The following is a 16,091-nucleotide window of genomic DNA, read 5'->3' on the forward strand; positions in this document are numbered from 1 at the left end:
GACCAGCGGGGATGTTCCAGTGAAGCTATGTAGCCGGAGCTATTTAGCCACCAACGCGGATGAAGACCGGGCCGGAGCCGACGTTGACGCTGTAAAGGGCGGTGGTGCCACCGTTCCAGCCGCCGTGGACTGCCATGCCGTTGCCGACGTAAACGGCGATGTGGGCCATGCCCATGCCACCGTTCTGGTAGTAGACCAAGTCGCCCGGCTGCGCTTCAGCAGCGCTGACCGTGCGGCCGAGGGAGAGGTAGTCTGCCGGCCAACCGTGGAAGTGGATGCCAACAGCAGCCAAGGAGTTCGAAGCCAGAGCCGTGCAGTCCTGGGCAACGCCCAGCTGTGCGTAAGCTGCGGCAGCAATTGCCGCGCCCTGGCCGCTGGCAACCTTCGTTGCGGGCGAAACAGCAGCAGTCACGGAAAGCGTCGAGACGCCGTTAGCGGCACCCGTTGCAGCCTGCGGAGCAGGAGCGGCTTCCTGGGTAGCGACCGGAGCAGGAGCAACCGGAGCAGCCTCGGTGGAAACCGCCGGGCGCTCGTACTTGATGGCGACGGAGGAGTCGGCCGAAATGCTGGCTTGGGCGACGGACTGGACTTCCAGGGCGGAGGTCGCAGTGGACTCGCGGGGGACATTGGTTTCTGCAGCGTTGGCTGCGATACCGCTAGTGAGAACCAGTCCGGAAGCAGCTGCGATAACTGCTGCCTGACGGCCTACGCCACCGGCGTTGCTGCCGACAGTCTTAGCGATAACGGCAAGCGAGTTGGTCTTGGTGACCACGGCGCGGTGGCGCGCAACAGTAGAGCGTGAAGACACGTTAAGAGGCCTCTCCCTATGCCCGCGAGGTAAGCTGTCGGATTCGGATGGGAGTCATCCGGCCACACCCCTCCCTTTCGGAAGCTGTGCGACTTAACCCCAAGGCCATCGGTGAAGATGACCAAAAGTGGGTCCCCCGCCTCTGCCAGACGATGTTTTGCGAACGGAACCTCGGGCAGTGGCAGAGCTAGGCAATCCACCCGAGTGCATCAACTCTCTAAAAGTTGATGCGAGTTAGACGGTACATGAGTTTTGGCTGAATGTCACATTCAGGTCACGGAGCGTGACAAGCATGCGAGAGGCTTCCATCGGATTGGCTACAGCCAGCCCAGGGGGTCGACGACGTCGCCGTTGACCATGACTTCAAAATGGAGGTGGCAGCCGGTGGAGGCGCCGGTAGTGCCGCTCAACGCGATGACATCGCCGCGGCTGACAGTCTGGCCCACTTGGACGTTGAACGAAGACAAATGGTTGTACGTGGTTTCCAGGCCGTTGCCGTGGTCCACCACAATGCGGTTCCCGCCGCCATACGGATGCCAGCCGGCGAAGGTCACCTTGCCCGCCGCGGCGGCGTGGACCTGGGTGCCGCACTGGGCCACGAAGTCCTGGCCCCGGTGGAACTCCCCCAGGCCGCCCGTGATGGGGTTCACGCGGTAGCCGAACGGCGAGGCCGTGATCAGGGTATCCAGCGGCGCCCCGAGGGTGCCCTTGGAGGACGACGTCTTGATGGTGCCGACGGACTGCGCGCTCAGGAGCTGCTTGAGCCTGCTGTCCGGATCCGCCGTGGTGGAAACCGCAGCGCGGCTGAAGTCGATCGTGGCGCTTGCCGCGGCCGGGATTTCAGGCTGGGTACCCACTGCCGACGCGGCCGGGTTTGACTCGGCCGTGGCCGACATGGCGCCGGTGCCCGGCATCGCGAGCGTCAGGATGAGGCCCGTAGCGGCAAGCGCCACTCCCGCCTTCTGTCCCGCTCCGCTCGCGGCTGCGAACTCGGCCATCTGCCGCAAAGGACCCTTGCGGCGGCGGAGTTCGCGATGGGGATCGCGGGGGCGCTCGTGCTCGACGGCGCTTGCGCTCCGCAGCTCAGCAGCAGGACCGGACGCGCGCCTGCGGCCCCTGGTGTTCTGCGTGGTCAAGGTTTTCCTCTCTGGCAAGCCTGCGAAGTTAGCTGTCGGATTCGGGCCAGAGAGATCGTGGACCCGGTCCGCACGAAGGACGCGAAGCGGAGGGCTACTCCGAAGGGGACCCTGCGCAATGTGTGCTTCCGCTGCGGACTTCACCCCAAGGCCGTCTTTCGACGGCCGATGGTGGTTCCCCCGCTTCTGCCAGTGAATGGACTAATCCACCTGGTCCGCTGGCAGAACTCGGCTTCGGATCAGGTAACGCTTTGGTATCGGCGCCAGTAGTCAACTATAGGGGATTAAGCCCCCGCGGTAATAATTTCGTTATCTTTGCCGCTCGCCTTGCCGGGCGGGCTAGGCGACCGTGACGAACACGTGCGAGGCAACCTCGGGCGGCAGCTCCAGGGCGCCGTCGATATTGGGCACGCGGACGGAGATGTACTCCCCCACCCGTTCCAGGGAAACCCTGGCACCGGGACGGATTCCGCCCTCGTCCAGCTGCACCAGAAGTTCCGGTTCCACCTGGATCGGTTCGGCCAAGCGACTGACGGTGACCCGGTTTTCAGGTGAGTATTCGTTCATCGCGTCAAGGAGGTTGACCACGCCGTCCGTAAACGCGTGGGACGCGGCTCCGCCCAGCGCTTCGAGTCCCGGAATGGGGTTGCCGTAGGGCGATTCCGTGGGGTGGTCCAGGAGTTCGTAGAGCCGCCGCTCCACGCGCTCGCTCATGACATGCTCCCAGCGGCACGCCTCATCGTGGACGTAGGCCCAGTCAAGTCCGATGACATCGGCCAGGAGCCGTTCCGCGAGCCGGTGCTTGCGCATGACCTCCGTGGCGCGTTTCCGGCCCGTTTCGGTCAGCTCAAGGTGCCGGTCGTTGGACACAATCACCAGGCCGTCGCGTTCCATCCGACCGATCGTCTGGGAAACGGTGGGGCCGGAGTGCCGCAAGCGCTCGGCGATGCGTGCGCGAAGAGCCACGATGTTCTCTTCTTCAAGCTCCAAAATGGTCCGAAGATACATCTCAGTGGTATCGATCAGATCCGTCATCCAGCTCAGCTCCTCGAGCGCAGTATCTTGCGTGTTTTCGCCAGCTCCAAGCTTAGCTTATTTGGAATTACTCCGGATAATTCCCATGCCAGCTCCGGAGTCATGTCCGGCGCCCGGTCGTGGACCGTTGGAACAAAAGCTTTCCACGTGGCGGACTATGACACCTCCGGTTCTGCCCCCGCCTGCGGCGTCGGGCAGAATTGGGAAGTCGAAGGAGGCCGCTTGCCACCTGCCACGACCCATCTAGGCCGCTACTTCACCATTGGAGCATCCCGTGAGCGACAACAGCATCACTATCCCCGCCGATTTGCTGCCCAAGGACGGCCGCTTCGGCGCCGGGCCCTCCAAGGTCCGCCCGGAGCAGATCGAGGCCCTGTCCGCCGCCTCGACCACGATCCTCGGCACCTCCCACCGCCAGGCACCGGTCAAGAACCTGGTGGGCTCCGTCCGCGAGGGACTGAGCCAGTTCTTCCGTGCACCCGAGGGCTACGAGGTGATTCTCGGCGTCGGCGGCTCCACCGCGTTCTGGGATGTCGCCAGTTTCGGCCTGGTCGAGAAGAAGGCCCAACACCTTTCCTTCGGTGAGTTCGGCTCCAAGTTCGCTGCGGCCACCAATAAGGCACCCTTCCTGGAAGCCTCGTCCATCATCACGTCCGAGCCGGGCACCCGGCCGGTTTCCGAGGCCGAAGCGGGCGTGGACGTGTACGCATGGCCGCAGAACGAAACCTCGACGGGTGTGGCCGCTCCGGTCAAGCGCGTAGAGGGCAGCGACGACGGCGCGCTGGTCCTGGTGGATGCGACGTCGGCGGCTGGCGGCCTGGATGTCGATGTTGCCGAGGCCGACGTCTACTACTTCGCGCCGCAAAAGAACTTCGCTTCCGACGGCGGCCTGTGGCTCGGCCTCTTCTCCCCCGCCGCCCTGGAGCGCGCCGCCCGCATCAAGGCAAGCGGCCGCTGGATCCCCGATTTCCTGGACCTGCAGACGGCCATCGACAACTCGAAGCTCAACCAGACCTACAACACGCCGTCCTTGTCCACGTTGGTGACCTTGGATGCCCAGGTCCAGTGGCTCAACAAGAACGGTGGCCTGGATTTCGCTTCGGGACGCACCGCGGACTCGGCAAACCGCATCTACACGTGGGCAGAGACTTCCGAGTACGCCACCCCGTTCGTCGCGAAGGCAGAGGACCGCTCCAACGTCATCGCCACGATCGATTTCGATGATTCGATCGACGCCGCGGCCATCGCCAAGGTGCTGCGCGCCAACGGGATCGTGGACACGGAGCCGTACCGCAAGCTGGGCCGCAACCAGCTGCGCATCGCTACCTTCGTTGCCATCGAGCCGGACGACGTCTCTGCGTTGCTCGCCAGCATCGACTTCGTGGTGGGCGAACTGAAGAAGTAAGGGCCGGCCGCGTTCCCGCGGTCAGGACTTGTCGGCGTCGTCCGGGTGCGGATCCCGGGCGGCGCTGGCCTCTTTAACGGCGCTGTCCCTCTTAAGAGCATCGCGCGCGCCAAAGGACTCAATGCGGAAGAACCGCATCCCGCGGGCGGTGCGGTCGAAACGGAGCCGCAGCTGGCGCGCGCGGATGATCCATACGATGCCGACGACGGCGGTGCTAGCGCCCGCGGCTGCGGCCACGCCCACAGCCCATCGGGGTCCGGCGACGTTGGATACCCAGCCGACGAACGGTGCGCCGATGGGCGTTCCGCCCATGAAGATGGCCATGTAGAGTGCCATGACCCGGCCGCGCATGACGGGTTCGGTGGTGGATTGCACGTAGCCGTTGGCGCTCGTGATCATGGTCAGGGCAAACAGGCCGCAGGGAATCAGCGCCAGGGCAAACATGGTGTAATTCGGTGCCAGCGCCGCCAGTCCGCTCGCGAGGCCGAAGCCGCCCGCCGCCGCGAAGATGAGGCGCATCCGTGGCCGGCCGCGCCGGGCGGCAAGGAGCGCTCCTGCGACGGAGCCGATCGCCATGACCGAGTTGAGCAGCCCGAAGGCGCCCGCGTCCATGCCGAACTCCGTACCGACCATGGCCGCGATGAAGAGGACGAAGTTCAAGCCGAATGTGCCCATGATGAAGATCGCGACGAGCACAACCACAATGTCCGGTCGATTGCGGACGTAACGAAGCCCTTCCCGGATGCGGCCTTTGCCTGCGGCTGCCCGGGGCTGGACACGCAGTGAGGCGAGGGGAATGGCCCGGATCGCGCCAAGCATCGCGAGGAAGGTCAGGGTATTGATCATGAATACCCAGCCCGGGCCTACAGCCACTGTCAGGACGCCGGCCACGGCGGGACCGATCATGCGCGCAACGTTGAAGGATGCGCTGTTCAATGCAACGGCGTTGGAAAGATAGTCGTCCTTGACCAGTTCCGAGACGAACGTCTGGCGGACGGGAGCGTCAAGTGCCGAGACGACGCCAAGTACCAGCGCGAACACATAGACATGCCACAACTGCGCCGCACCGCTCAGCACCAGGAGTCCCAAGCCAGTGCTCAGGACTGCCATGGCCGATTGCGTCATGACCAGGAGCCTGCGCCGGCTGTAGCGGTCGGCAAGCAGTCCGGCCCACGGGGCCAGGAAAAGCTGCGGCCCGAGTTGGAGGGCCAAGGTCACGCCCATGGCGCCGGCGTCGTGATTGCTCAGATGGGCGAAGACCAACCAATCCTGGGCAGTCCGCTGCATCCACGTGCCGACGTTGGAAATGAGGGCACCGATGAACCAGATGCGGTAGTTAAGGACACCCAGCGATTTGAAAGTGGACATCAGTTTCCACCTTCACGGAATTCACTCGCCGGGTCCGCCAAAGGTTAGTCAGCCTCGATGTCGTCGATGTCGTCGTTCTCTGGTGCGTCACCGGAAGCGGCGGCCTGCGAACCGGAAGGCTCGCCGTCGTCGTCCGCGTCAACGGCGACGACGGCCTCTTCCGCTAGCTCTTCGGCCGCGGTAGCTTCGTCCTCCGGACGGACGCGTTTTGCCCACGGCACCCATTCCGGCGCGAGGATGGAGTCCTCCGACGGCAACAGGCCAAGCTCGCTGACAGTGACCACTTTGGAGCGCGAGTTGCGGGTCACCACCGCGTACCACTGCCAACCGCCGTAGCCGGCCAGCCGCGATTCGAACAGGTGGGTGACCACGCGTTCGCCTTCGGAGCGCGCGGCAATGTGCGGGCCGATTTCACCCGGCCTGGCAATGGTCTCCACCGCGTTGCGGGCAACGTCGACGGCGGCGGCCAGGAAAGCGTCCGGCTTACCGACGCGCCACACGGGGATGCCGGTGCGGGGCTTCGCCGTTGCCGGCTTCCGCTCAGCACCGGGACCAGGCGTGGCTGGAGCGGCGCCAGTGCCGTTTTCTTCAGGACTGGCTTCAGCGGATTCCGATGTCATGGCAGCTTTAGGCTTCCAGCTCGTCGGCGACCTTGCGCAGGGCTGCGGCAATGGCCTTGCCCTTGGCGCCTTCAGGGTACTTGCCGGCGGACAAGGTGCCAGAGAGGTTGTCCAGGACGGAAACGAGATCCTGGACTACCGGAGCGAGCTCCCGGGCGTTCATGCGCTTGGCCTTGGCCATGGATGGCAACTTGTCCAGCACGCGGAGGCCAAGGGCCTGCGCGCCCCGGCGACCATCGGCGACGCCGAACTCAACCCGGGTGCCTGCCTTGAGATCCGCTACGCCTTCGGGCAGCGCGGATTTGGGCAGAAACACTTCCTGGCCGTCCTCTGCCGCGAGGAATCCGAAGCCTTTGTCCTTGTCATACCACTTGACCTTGCCGGTGGGCACGTAATCAACCTTCTTCGTTCTTACTTGCGAGACACGGCCGGCGCGCCACCGCATCCGCAGGATGCCGCGGGAATGGGGGTAACTGCCTGGACCGTGTTGGTCTATTGCTTCAAGGTTATCCTGCCCGGCCACGGATTCGCGCTTTGAGGCTCCCGCAGGCCGGTGCCGCCGCCATTTGTCCGCAACCGGACTGCACCCCAGCCTGGAACCGGTGATGGGGCCCGGGACTGTTAGCGTTGCATGCATGATTCCCCACGACTTCCGCCGGCCGCTCACGATCGTTGCCGCCGTCGTCGCAGTCCTGTCCCTGGCGGCCGTAGCCGCCGTCATGGCGATCGCTTTTGGCAACGGCGTGGCACCGGTGTGGGTCACGTCCACCGCCCTGTACGGGCTGCCGCTCGCTTTCATCCTGATGGCCGCATTGGTGGTTGACTCCGTGTGGGCACGGCGCCGTCAATGAGCGGCCGGAAAGCCCGACGGCGGACCCGGCTGGCGGTAACGTTGAACTGATGTCCCTCATTCGCGCGCTCAGCAAGGAACTGGAAGCGCGCAGCGACGATTCGCTGCGGGCCTTGTTTGCCGCGCGGCCGGACCTCATCTCTCCCGTTGCCCCGGACTTCGCCGCCCTCGCGGCGAGGGCAAGCGCCCGGGTCAGCGTGCAGCGCGCCCTGGAGCGGCTCAACAAACCGGAGATGCAGGTACTGGAGACCCTCCACCTCTGCACCAACACGGACACCGGCCACAGCGTCTCGGCGGCCGGATTGAAGAAGTGCATCAATGGCGCGACGCTTGCCGCGCTCGAGCCGATCCTGAACAAACTCCAGGAGCTGGCCCTCATCCACCGGGCAGATCCGCCGGCCACAGTGCACAATCCTGGCAGGCAGCGCTTCTACTTGCCGGTGGGCAGCCTCAAGGACGTCATCGGCATCTACCCGGCGGGCTTGGGCCGCAGCTACACCGAGTTGGTACGGCTGCAACCGGCCTTCGCCCAGCGCGTGGTGCATCTCGTTGCCGAACTCCACCAGAGCGGCGCCCATGTCCTGGCCGCCACGACGCCCATGGACGCGGCATTGGCACTTCAACGTTGGACGTCGACGCCGGAGAACCTTCAGCACATCCTGTCCGAGGCACCTGTACGGACGCGACCGCTTTTGAACAAGTTCGGCAGTTGGGCGATGGGCGCGGTTCCCCAGGCCCAGCGCAAGGCCTCCGTGCTCCATGAAGGCCACGACGTCGGCCCCGTGGACTGGCTCCTGGCCCGGGGGCTGCTTGTCCCCTTGGACGCGGGCCACGTTGAGCTTCCGCACAGCGTCGGCCTGTCCCTGCGCGGCGGCTCGATCGTGGACCACTTCACCTTGAAGCCTCCCGTGCCGGAGCTGGGCCAGACGAGTGCCGCCTTGCGCCGCAATGCCGCCATGGGTGCCATCGCCGAAGTGCTCCGGCTGGTGGGTGAACTCCTGTACGCGGTCCGCGAGCAGCCGGTGGTCACCCTGCGCAGCGGCGGGGTGGGCGTGCGCGAGCTCAAACGCCTCGCCGACAGCCTCCGCCTCGGTTTGTCCGAGACCGCACTGATCCTCGAGCTCAGTGCCTTGTCCGGATTGGTGCGCCTCGATGTGGACAGTTCCACGTGGGTGCAACCGCCCTCGCTGGAATGGCTCACGCTCCCGCGCCAGGAACAGTGGCTCTGGCTGGTCAACGCCTGGCTTGCCAGCGAGCGCGCTCCTTCCCTCGTGGGCCAGGCCCTTGTTGGGCCCGCCACCACGGCACCGCGACCGGGCTCTGCGGCAACGTCCATCAATGCCCTGTCCGCCGAGGCCCAGCGCCCCGACGCCCCGCTGGTCCGCAAGAGGATCCTGGAGATCCTCGAAGAACTCACCCTTGAGGTGGAAGCACCGGACGGCAAGGCTCCTGTGCTCAACGCCGAAGCCGTCATGGAACGCGCCGAATGGGCCCAGCCTCGGATGTCGCGGCGGTTCAGTTCCCTTGTCCGCGGCATCCTGCATGAAGCGGAACTCCTGGGGCTCATGGGTTCCGGCGCCCTCACCCAGCTTGGTTCGGCGATCGCCACCGAACAGCCCGATCTGGCCCTCAGCATCCTCGGCGAACACCTCCCCGCCGCGGTCAACCACGTCCTGCTGCAAGCAGACCTGACCGCCGTCGCCCCCGGGTACCTGGCTCCCGAGCTGAGCGAAAAACTGCTCCTGATCGCCGACGCCGAAGGCCAGGGCCCGGCGACGATCTTCCGCTTCTCCGGAGATTCGATCCGGCGCGCGTTGGACGCCGGCCAGGACGCGGAATCCATCCTCGGGTTCCTGCGCACCCACTCGGCCACTGATGTCCCCCAGCCACTCCGCTACTTGATCAAGGACATCGCTTCGCGGCACGGCCGCCTGCGCGTCGCCAGCAGCCCCAGTTTCGTCCAGAGCGACGACGAGGCAGCCATCGCCGAACTCGTTCAGGAGCCGGGAGCCTCAAGCCTCGGACTTGTCCGGATCGCCCCAACGGTGCTGACCTCCACGGCGAGCCCGCGGGAGGTCGCGAGGGTGCTGCGCGAGCTGGGACTCTCGCCTGCCGTGCAGGAGGCGGAGACCGCCGTCGTGCGCTACAAGAGGACGACGGCGATGGCCGGCGGCGTCCGCCCCGTGTACACGGCGCCCCGCACCGCACCGCCGGACGACGACGTCGACGCCCAGCTTTCGGTACTGAGGCACCATCGGGCGGTCCACGGCGACATGACCGGCGAGGCGGCAACGCAACTCGGACTCGAAACCCTGCAGAGGGCCATCCGGCTCAAGCAAGCGGTCACCATGAACGTGGTTGACGGCGCGGGGAATTCCAATACCGAAACCGTTGTTCCCGTATCGGTGTCGGGAGGGCGCGTCAGGGTGTTCGACGCCGCCAGGGACACCGAAAGAGTCTTGTCCATCCATCGCATCATCGATGTGGAGCCCGCGGGCGATCCGCGCAAGTGAGGAAGCAATAGTGAGCGACGGTCCGCTGATCGTACAGAGCGACAAAACCATCCTGCTGGAAGTCGACCACGAGCTCGCCACCGAGGCCCGGCATGCGATTGCGGCCTTCGCCGAACTGGAGCGGGCCCCCGAACACGTCCACAGCTACCGGCTCACCCCATTGGGCCTGTGGAATGCGCGCGCGGCAGGACTGGACGCCGAAAAAGTCCTCGACACGCTCCTGCGCTACTCGCGTTTCCCGGTGCCGCACTCCTTACTGATCGACATCGAAGAGACCATGTCCCGCTACGGCCGCTTACGCCTGGAAAAGGACCCGCAACACGGATTGGTCATGCGCACGAGCGACTACCCCGTACTTGAGGAAGTCAGCCGGGCCAAGAAGATCGCACCGCTGTTGGGTCCGAGGATCGACGGCGAAACGGTGGTGGTGCATTCCTCGCAGCGCGGACAGCTCAAGCAGTTGTTGCTCAAGCTCGGATGGCCGGCCGAGGACCTCGCGGGCTACGTGGACGGCACCCCGCACCTGATTGCCCTGAACGAGGACGGTTGGCACCTGCGGCCCTACCAGAAACTCGCCACGGAGAACTTCTGGGCGGGCGGCAGCGGCGTCGTCGTCCTGCCCTGCGGTGCAGGGAAGACCCTGGTGGGGGCAGCTGCCATGGCCACCAGTTCCACCACCACGCTGATCCTCGTGACCAACACGGTCGCGGCCCGGCAGTGGAAGGACGAGCTCCTCAAGCGGACGTCGCTGACCGAGCAGGAAATCGGCGAGTATTCGGGCGCGGTCAAGGAAGTGCGGCCCGTCACGATCGCCACCTACCAGGTCCTGACCACCAAGCGCGGCGGCCTCTACCCGCACCTGGAGCTCGTGGACGGGCACGACTGGGGACTCATCATCTACGACGAGGTTCATCTCCTCCCTGCTCCGATCTTTCGGATGACCGCGGACCTGCAGGCCCGGCGGCGGCTTGGGCTCACGGCGACGCTTGTGCGCGAGGACGGCCGCGAGGGCGAGGTCTTCAGCCTCATCGGCCCCAAGCGCTACGACGCACCGTGGAAGGACATCGAAGCCCAGGGGTACATTGCGCCGGCAGACTGCGTGGAGGTCCGGGTGGACCTCCCCAGGGACGAGCGCGTGGCCTACGCGATGGCGGAGGACGCGGACAAGTACCGGCTCTGCGCGACGTCGGAGACCAAGACAAACTTGGTGGAGCAGTTGGTGGCCTTGCACCAAGGCGAGCAACTGCTGGTGATCGGCCAATACATCGACCAGTTGGATGAAATCGGCGAGCGCTTGGACGCCCCCGTGATCAAGGGCGATACCTCGGTGAAGGTACGGCAGAAACTGTTCGATGCCTTCCGCGCCGGTGACATCAAGACCCTCGTGGTGTCCAAAGTGGCCAACTTCTCGATCGACCTGCCCGAGGCATCCGTGGCGATCCAGGTATCTGGATCTTTCGGTTCCCGCCAGGAAGAGGCCCAACGGCTGGGGCGCTTGCTCCGCCCCAAGCAGGACGGCCGTGCGGCACGTTTCTACTCCTTGGTGGCCCGGGACACCCTCGACCAGGACTTTGCCGCCAAGCGGCAGCGCTTCCTCGCCGAACAGGGCTACGCCTACCGGATCATGGACGCCAAGGACGTACCCGCCGCCTAGGGGCTTGGCTAACTCAAGCTAGGCAACCAGTTGTTCCGCGCGCTCCTGGCCTTGCGCTACTTGCAGCACGACGACGTCGACGACAGCCCACGAGTCCTCATCCTTGAGCTGCGCAGCGGCGAAGCGTTCAGCGGCCGGGCGGTCGCTGAATTCCTCGTGCTCGATGCGTCCGGAAAGCGTGTCCAGGTAGCTGACATGGAATTCGACGTTGGGGGTTTCAACGCGTGATTCTTGTTTGTTTTCCATGGCTCCAGTGTGAAACGGGGGTCAGACAATTGAGGACTGTGCCCGCGGCGTGTTGGCTTTTGGCCGTTTTGTCAGGGCATCCGCAGCACTTCCGCGGCCGTGCTGCGGACCGCCTCCGTCACGGCGTCCAGTATCCGGGACGGCGTCCGCCACCGTTGCCAGTACAAGGGAACGTCCAACGGCCGCCCGGGCGAGAGTTCCACCAAGGATCCATCGGCTATGTCCCGGCCGCATTGCGGTTCAGGCAGCAATCCCCATCCGAGACCCAGGCGAATGGCTTCGGCAAACTCCTGGCTGGACGGAACATAGTGGCGCGGCCCGGCCGGTTCCATTCCACGCTCGGCACCGCCCAGGAGTTCCAGGAAGCGGTGCTGGTATTCATCCTTGCGGTCGAAGTCCACGGCGGGAGCTGCGCGCAGCGAGGCAACGTCGACGCCGTCGGGAAGCCACCTCGCCCTGAACTGCGGGGTGGTGACGGCGCGGTATCGCATGCTCCCCAGCGGCTCCACCCGGCAGCCCTGCACCGGTTCGGGCGTCGCGGTCACGGCCGCCATCACCGTTCCTGCACGCAGCATGGACGTGGAATGCTGTTCGTCATCCCGGTGAAGATCGAAGACCGCCTTCAATTCCGCGGGGACTTTCGTCAGGGCTTTGAGGAACCAGACGGACAGGGAATCCGCGTTGACCACGATCGGCACCGAGACCATGGGCGATTCGCCGGGCAGGCCCAGTTCCAGTTCGGCGTCGGCCTCCAGCTGGGCAAGCTGCCGCGCCAGCCTGAGCACGACGTGCCCCGATTCCGTGGCCTGGACCGGATTGCTGCGCTGCAGCAATACCCTTCCGGATGCTTGTTCCAGCGCTTTGAGGCGCTGGGAGACGGCCGACGGCGTGATGTTCAGCGACCGGGCCGCGGCGTCGAGCGTGCCTTCCGTGAGCACAGCGGCGAAGGTGTGCAACTGTTCAGAAGAGAATCTGGCCATAAGATGATCTTACGATGCCTAAGAATATTTAGCTGGACTAATGTGGACAGCGAAACCTAGCCTCGAAACATGAACACCCCCGACATCCTCCACGCTGCCGGCCTGGGCCTTGGCACAGGCCTGGCCCTCATCATTGCCATTGGCGCCCAAAATGCTTTCGTCCTCCGGCAAGGAATCCGCGGCGAACATATCGGAGCAGTCGTTGCCGTGTGCGCCATCTCGGACGCCGTGCTCATCGCGGCCGGGGTACTCGGCACGGGAGCCCTGCTCACCGCGGCGCCTGCCGCCGTCGTCGTTCTCCGCTATGTCGGTGCGGCGTTCCTGGTCACGTACGGCGTCATGGCGGCACGGCGGATCCTCAAGCCGCAAGCGCTCGTCTCCGCGGACCCTGGGTCTTCGGGCGCCGGTCGAAGCGGGCTGGCGGCAGCGCTGGCAACTGTGCTGGCACTCACATGGCTCAATCCCCACGTCTACCTGGACACTGTCTTGCTCCTGGGATCCGTGGCGAACGCGCAAGGGCCCGGCCTGCGGTGGTGGTTCGGCGCCGGAGCCATGCTGGGCAGTATTCTGTGGTTTTGTTCGCTCGGGTTCGGCGCGAAACTGTTGCGCGGCTTCTTTGCGCGCCCGGCGTCCTGGCGGATTCTCGACGGCGGCATTGCCGTCACCATGATGGGTCTCGGCGTCGGGCTCGCCCTCGGAAGTTAGCCGGGCATGCAGCCTCGACACGCGGATAATTCTCACAACAAGCATCCAGTCAACTCCCAGAAACTGGGAGCATCATGAATGGTATGAAAAAGAACGGCCCCGAAGCCAAGCTGCTCGTCGTCGACGACGAACCCAACATCCGTGAGCTGCTCTCCACCTCGCTGCGCTTTGCTGGCTTTGAGGTCGTTGCGGCGTCGAACGGCCGCGAAGCACTCGCTGCCGCCGATCTTCACGCCCCGGACCTCGCGGTCCTGGACGTCATGCTCCCCGACATGGACGGGTTCACTGTCACCCGCCGCCTTCGGGCCGCCGGAAAGCACTTCCCTGTCCTGTTCCTGACTGCCAAGGACGACACGGAAGACAAGGTCACCGGCCTGACCGTGGGCGGCGACGACTACGTCACCAAGCCTTTCAGCCTGGACGAAGTGGTGGCCCGGATCCGCGCCGTGCTGCGCCGCACCCAGCCGATGGAAGACGACGACGCCGTCATCCGCGTTGACGACTTGGAGCTCGACGACGACGCGCACGAGGTCCGCCGCGGCGGCACCATCATCGAGCTCTCGCCCACCGAGTTCAAGCTGCTGCGCTACCTCATGCTGAACCCGAACCGGGTGCTTTCCAAGGCGCAGATCCTGGACCACGTCTGGGAATACGACTTCAACGGCGACGCCTCGATCGTGGAGTCCTACATTTCCTACCTCCGGCGCAAAGTGGACATCGACCCGGATGCCACTGCCCTGATCCAGACCAAGCGCGGCGTCGGTTACGTACTGCGGACGGCCGAGAAGCGCTGACCTTGTTCAACCGTTGGAAGTCGGCCTCCCTCAGGTCGCAGCTGGTCGCCATCATCATGGGGCTGCTGCTCCTTGCCCTGGCCGCCACAGGCGCCGGGACGCTGACGCTCGTCAAGAGCTACCTCCAAGGGCAGGTGGATGACAAGCTCAAGGCTGCCGTGCAGACCGCCCAGCAGCAGCAATCCTTTGCCAACCTGTCCGAGGCGAGCCCTGCCGTTCCCACCGACTATTCCCTGACGCTCTACGTCCAGGGCCAGCCACCCTATCCGTTCGGCGGCAGCAAGACCGATCGTCCCAACATCGCCGGCATCAGCCCGGCTGAAGCCAAGGACCGCAACTACGTCCCCTTCCAGGTGGGTGGCACCACCGGCGCCAATTGGCGCGTGGTGGCGGTCAACGTCGTGGACAACCGGACCGGGCAAAACGCAGTGGTGATCATCGGGCTGCCCCTGTCCCCCGTGGACAAAGTCATGGAGCACGCCACCCTGGTGGTGGTCGGCGTCGGCCTCTTGACCCTGGTGCTCGCGTTCTTCATCGCCACGTGGACCGTTGCGCGTTCGTTCCGTCCCCTCTCGCGCGTTGAAAAGACTGCTGCCGCCATCGCTGCCGGCGATCTCTCGCGCCGTGTGGACATCGAGAATCCGGTCACCGAGGTCGGCCGCCTGGGCGCCTCCCTCAACGCCATGCTCGCGCACATCGAATCCTCCTTCGCGGCGCGCGCCGCCTCCGAGGCCAGGATGCGGCGATTCGCCGCCGATGCCTCCCACGAGCTGCGCACCCCCTTGGTCACCATCCGCGGATTCTCCGAGCTTTACCGCCACGGCGCCCTTTCCAAACCGGAAGACGTGGGCACCGCCATGGGCCGGATCGAGAGCGAAGCCAAGCGCATGGGATCCATGGTGGAAGACCTGCTGTTGCTTGCCCGCTTGGACGAACAAAGGCCATTGCAGCTCAAGCCGGTGGACTTGCAGCTCCTGGCGAACGACGCCGTCGTGGACTCCCTCGCAACGTCCGGCGAGCGGAAGATTACGCTGACGGGGCTCGACGGCGGCCCGGCCGTGCCCGCCCCGGTCCAGGGTGACGAGGCCAAGCTTCGGCAAGTCCTGGGGAACCTGGTAGGCAATGCCCTGCGCTATACGCCCGAAGGAACGCCGATCGAGCTCGCCGTCGGCGTCCGCAACAGTCCGAGCGGTCCACTCTCCGTTTTCGAGGTACGGGACCACGGCAGCGGCATTCCGGCAGAGGAATTGCCCCGGATTTTCGAACGCTTCTACAGGGCCGACACTTCGCGCACGCGGGAGACCGGCGGCAGCGGCCTCGGTCTCGCGATTGTCTCGGCCATTGTGGGATCCCACGGCGGTACCGTCAGGGTCGACGAGACCGACGGCGGCGGGGCCACCTTGGTTGTCAGCCTCCCCTTCCAGGAAGACATCTCCGAGATGCCTGAAGACATAGGCATTGCCGAGGCGGAGATCTCCGACTAAGGCCCGGGGGGTGGTCCAGCGAGTTGTCCACATAGGGAGATACAGCTCTGTCCGGGCTATGGGACCGCTTCTAGGCTCGTTGTGTGGACCACACGCCAGCCGCACCTGCGGACCCCCTTAGTTGAAAGGCGACGCCCTATGAGCGTTATCTCCGTCGATACCGAACTGCTCCAGCTCAAATCCGCCAACGTGAAGGCCACCGTGGATCGGATCAGCGCCGACGTCCTAGCGATGAAGCGTGGGCTGGACGAGCTCCAAGCCACGTGGAAGGGATCAGCGGCCAACAATTTCCAGGCCCTCGTCTCGGAGTGGACGTTGACCCAGAACAAAGTGGAGGCCTCGCTGGCATCCATCAACCTGGCCCTGTCCTCCGCCGCCGCAAGCTATCTCCAGACCGAACAAGGCAACACCCAACGGTTCAGCTACTGAGCGCTGAGGCTGAGGGCCCCGGCGGGGCGGCCATTCCGCCTTCCCGCCGGGGTCCAGCCTGCTC

16 protein-coding genes and 2 riboswitches are annotated in these 16,091 nt (G+C 65.3%); of the genes, 8 read left to right on the forward strand and 8 right to left on the reverse strand.

Annotation, left to right across the window (positions count from 1 at the left end):
* Positions 1 to 43 precede the first annotated feature (43 nt).
* The 3 genes from ACSBOX_RS16750 to ACSBOX_RS16760 all read right to left on the reverse strand — a co-directional run bounded on the left by ACSBOX_RS16750 (position 44) and on the right by ACSBOX_RS16760 (position 2,979).
* Positions 44 to 808 carry an NlpC/P60 family protein gene (locus ACSBOX_RS16750; protein WP_442543457.1) on the reverse strand — a complete coding sequence of 255 codons (765 nt, stop codon included), beginning with the start codon at positions 806 to 808 and terminating at the stop codon, positions 44 to 46.
* 5 nt (positions 809 to 813) lie between these two features.
* Positions 814 to 980: riboswitch (cyclic di-AMP (ydaO/yuaA leader) on the reverse strand.
* Between the two features lie 145 nt (positions 981 to 1,125).
* A complete protein-coding gene (locus ACSBOX_RS16755; RefSeq protein WP_442543458.1) occupies positions 1,126 to 1,944 on the reverse strand; it encodes a peptidoglycan DD-metalloendopeptidase family protein in 819 nt (272 codons plus the stop codon).
* A 2-nt stretch (positions 1,945 to 1,946) separates the two neighbouring features.
* Positions 1,947 to 2,157: riboswitch (cyclic di-AMP (ydaO/yuaA leader) on the reverse strand.
* Between the two features lie 126 nt (positions 2,158 to 2,283).
* Entirely contained in the window at positions 2,284 to 2,979 is a 696-nt protein-coding gene (locus ACSBOX_RS16760) for a metal-dependent transcriptional regulator (RefSeq protein ID WP_078106270.1), read from the reverse strand.
* Between the two features lie 274 nt (positions 2,980 to 3,253).
* On the opposite strand from ACSBOX_RS16760, the gene serC reads away from it, so the two are divergent.
* On the forward strand, positions 3,254 to 4,384 hold the full coding sequence (gene serC / locus ACSBOX_RS16765) for a phosphoserine transaminase (RefSeq protein ID WP_442543459.1): 1,131 nt from the start codon (positions 3,254 to 3,256) through the stop codon (positions 4,382 to 4,384).
* A gap of 21 nt (positions 4,385 to 4,405) precedes the next feature.
* Here serC and ACSBOX_RS16770 read toward each other — a convergent pair whose 3' ends face one another.
* The 3 genes from ACSBOX_RS16770 to ACSBOX_RS16780 are packed head-to-tail and all read right to left on the reverse strand — an operon-like array spanning position 4,406 to position 6,763.
* Positions 4,406 to 5,752, reverse strand: a complete 1,347-nt coding sequence (locus tag ACSBOX_RS16770; protein WP_442543460.1) for an MFS transporter — start codon at positions 5,750 to 5,752, stop codon at positions 4,406 to 4,408.
* A 44-nt stretch (positions 5,753 to 5,796) separates the two neighbouring features.
* Positions 5,797 to 6,372 (reverse strand): DUF3027 domain-containing protein, encoded by a 576-nt coding sequence (locus ACSBOX_RS16775; protein ID WP_442543461.1) that lies wholly within the window; start codon positions 6,370 to 6,372, stop codon positions 5,797 to 5,799.
* A 7-nt stretch (positions 6,373 to 6,379) separates the two neighbouring features.
* Positions 6,380 to 6,763, reverse strand: coding sequence for a cold-shock protein (locus ACSBOX_RS16780; RefSeq protein ID WP_442543462.1), 384 nt, complete (start codon positions 6,761 to 6,763; stop codon positions 6,380 to 6,382).
* Between the two features lie 244 nt (positions 6,764 to 7,007).
* Between ACSBOX_RS16780 and ACSBOX_RS16785 the strand changes: the two genes are divergently transcribed.
* The 3 genes from ACSBOX_RS16785 to ACSBOX_RS16795 are packed head-to-tail and all read left to right on the forward strand — an operon-like array spanning position 7,008 to position 11,389.
* Positions 7,008 to 7,223 carry a hypothetical protein gene (locus ACSBOX_RS16785; protein ID WP_442543463.1) on the forward strand — a complete coding sequence of 72 codons (216 nt, stop codon included), beginning with the start codon at positions 7,008 to 7,010 and terminating at the stop codon, positions 7,221 to 7,223.
* Positions 7,224 to 7,272: 49 nt separating this feature from the next.
* Positions 7,273 to 9,735 carry a helicase-associated domain-containing protein gene (locus tag ACSBOX_RS16790; protein ID WP_442543464.1) on the forward strand — a complete coding sequence of 821 codons (2,463 nt, stop codon included), beginning with the start codon at positions 7,273 to 7,275 and terminating at the stop codon, positions 9,733 to 9,735.
* Between the two features lie 10 nt (positions 9,736 to 9,745).
* Positions 9,746 to 11,389 (forward strand): DNA repair helicase XPB, encoded by a 1,644-nt coding sequence (locus ACSBOX_RS16795; protein WP_442543465.1) that lies wholly within the window; start codon positions 9,746 to 9,748, stop codon positions 11,387 to 11,389.
* Between the two features lie 18 nt (positions 11,390 to 11,407).
* On the opposite strand, the gene ACSBOX_RS16800 is transcribed toward ACSBOX_RS16795, so the two are convergent.
* Positions 11,408 to 11,635: a hypothetical protein gene (locus ACSBOX_RS16800; RefSeq protein WP_442543466.1), complete on the reverse strand. Its 228-nt coding sequence runs from the start codon at positions 11,633 to 11,635 to the stop codon at positions 11,408 to 11,410.
* Between the two features lie 71 nt (positions 11,636 to 11,706).
* Complete coding sequence (locus ACSBOX_RS16805) at positions 11,707 to 12,615, reverse strand: LysR family transcriptional regulator ArgP (protein ID WP_442543467.1); 909 nt, start codon at positions 12,613 to 12,615, stop codon at positions 11,707 to 11,709.
* A 69-nt stretch (positions 12,616 to 12,684) separates the two neighbouring features.
* Here ACSBOX_RS16805 and ACSBOX_RS16810 point away from each other — a divergent pair, with 69 nt between their 5' ends.
* From ACSBOX_RS16810 to ACSBOX_RS16825, 4 genes are all read left to right on the forward strand, one after another.
* Positions 12,685 to 13,320, forward strand: a complete 636-nt coding sequence (locus ACSBOX_RS16810) for a LysE/ArgO family amino acid transporter (RefSeq protein WP_442543468.1) — start codon at positions 12,685 to 12,687, stop codon at positions 13,318 to 13,320.
* 83 nt (positions 13,321 to 13,403) lie between these two features.
* Positions 13,404 to 14,114 carry a response regulator transcription factor gene (locus tag ACSBOX_RS16815; protein WP_059388206.1) on the forward strand — a complete coding sequence of 237 codons (711 nt, stop codon included), beginning with the start codon at positions 13,404 to 13,406 and terminating at the stop codon, positions 14,112 to 14,114.
* Between the two features lie 2 nt (positions 14,115 to 14,116).
* On the forward strand, positions 14,117 to 15,598 hold the full coding sequence (locus tag ACSBOX_RS16820; protein ID WP_442543469.1) for a sensor histidine kinase: 1,482 nt from the start codon (positions 14,117 to 14,119) through the stop codon (positions 15,596 to 15,598).
* A 138-nt stretch (positions 15,599 to 15,736) separates the two neighbouring features.
* Entirely contained in the window at positions 15,737 to 16,027 is a 291-nt protein-coding gene (locus ACSBOX_RS16825) for a WXG100 family type VII secretion target (RefSeq protein WP_442543470.1), read from the forward strand.
* Positions 16,028 to 16,091 lie beyond the last annotated feature (64 nt).

It is taken from the genome of Arthrobacter sp. KN11-1C (assembly GCF_052180225.1).
GTDB lineage: Bacteria > Actinomycetota > Actinomycetes > Actinomycetales > Micrococcaceae > Arthrobacter.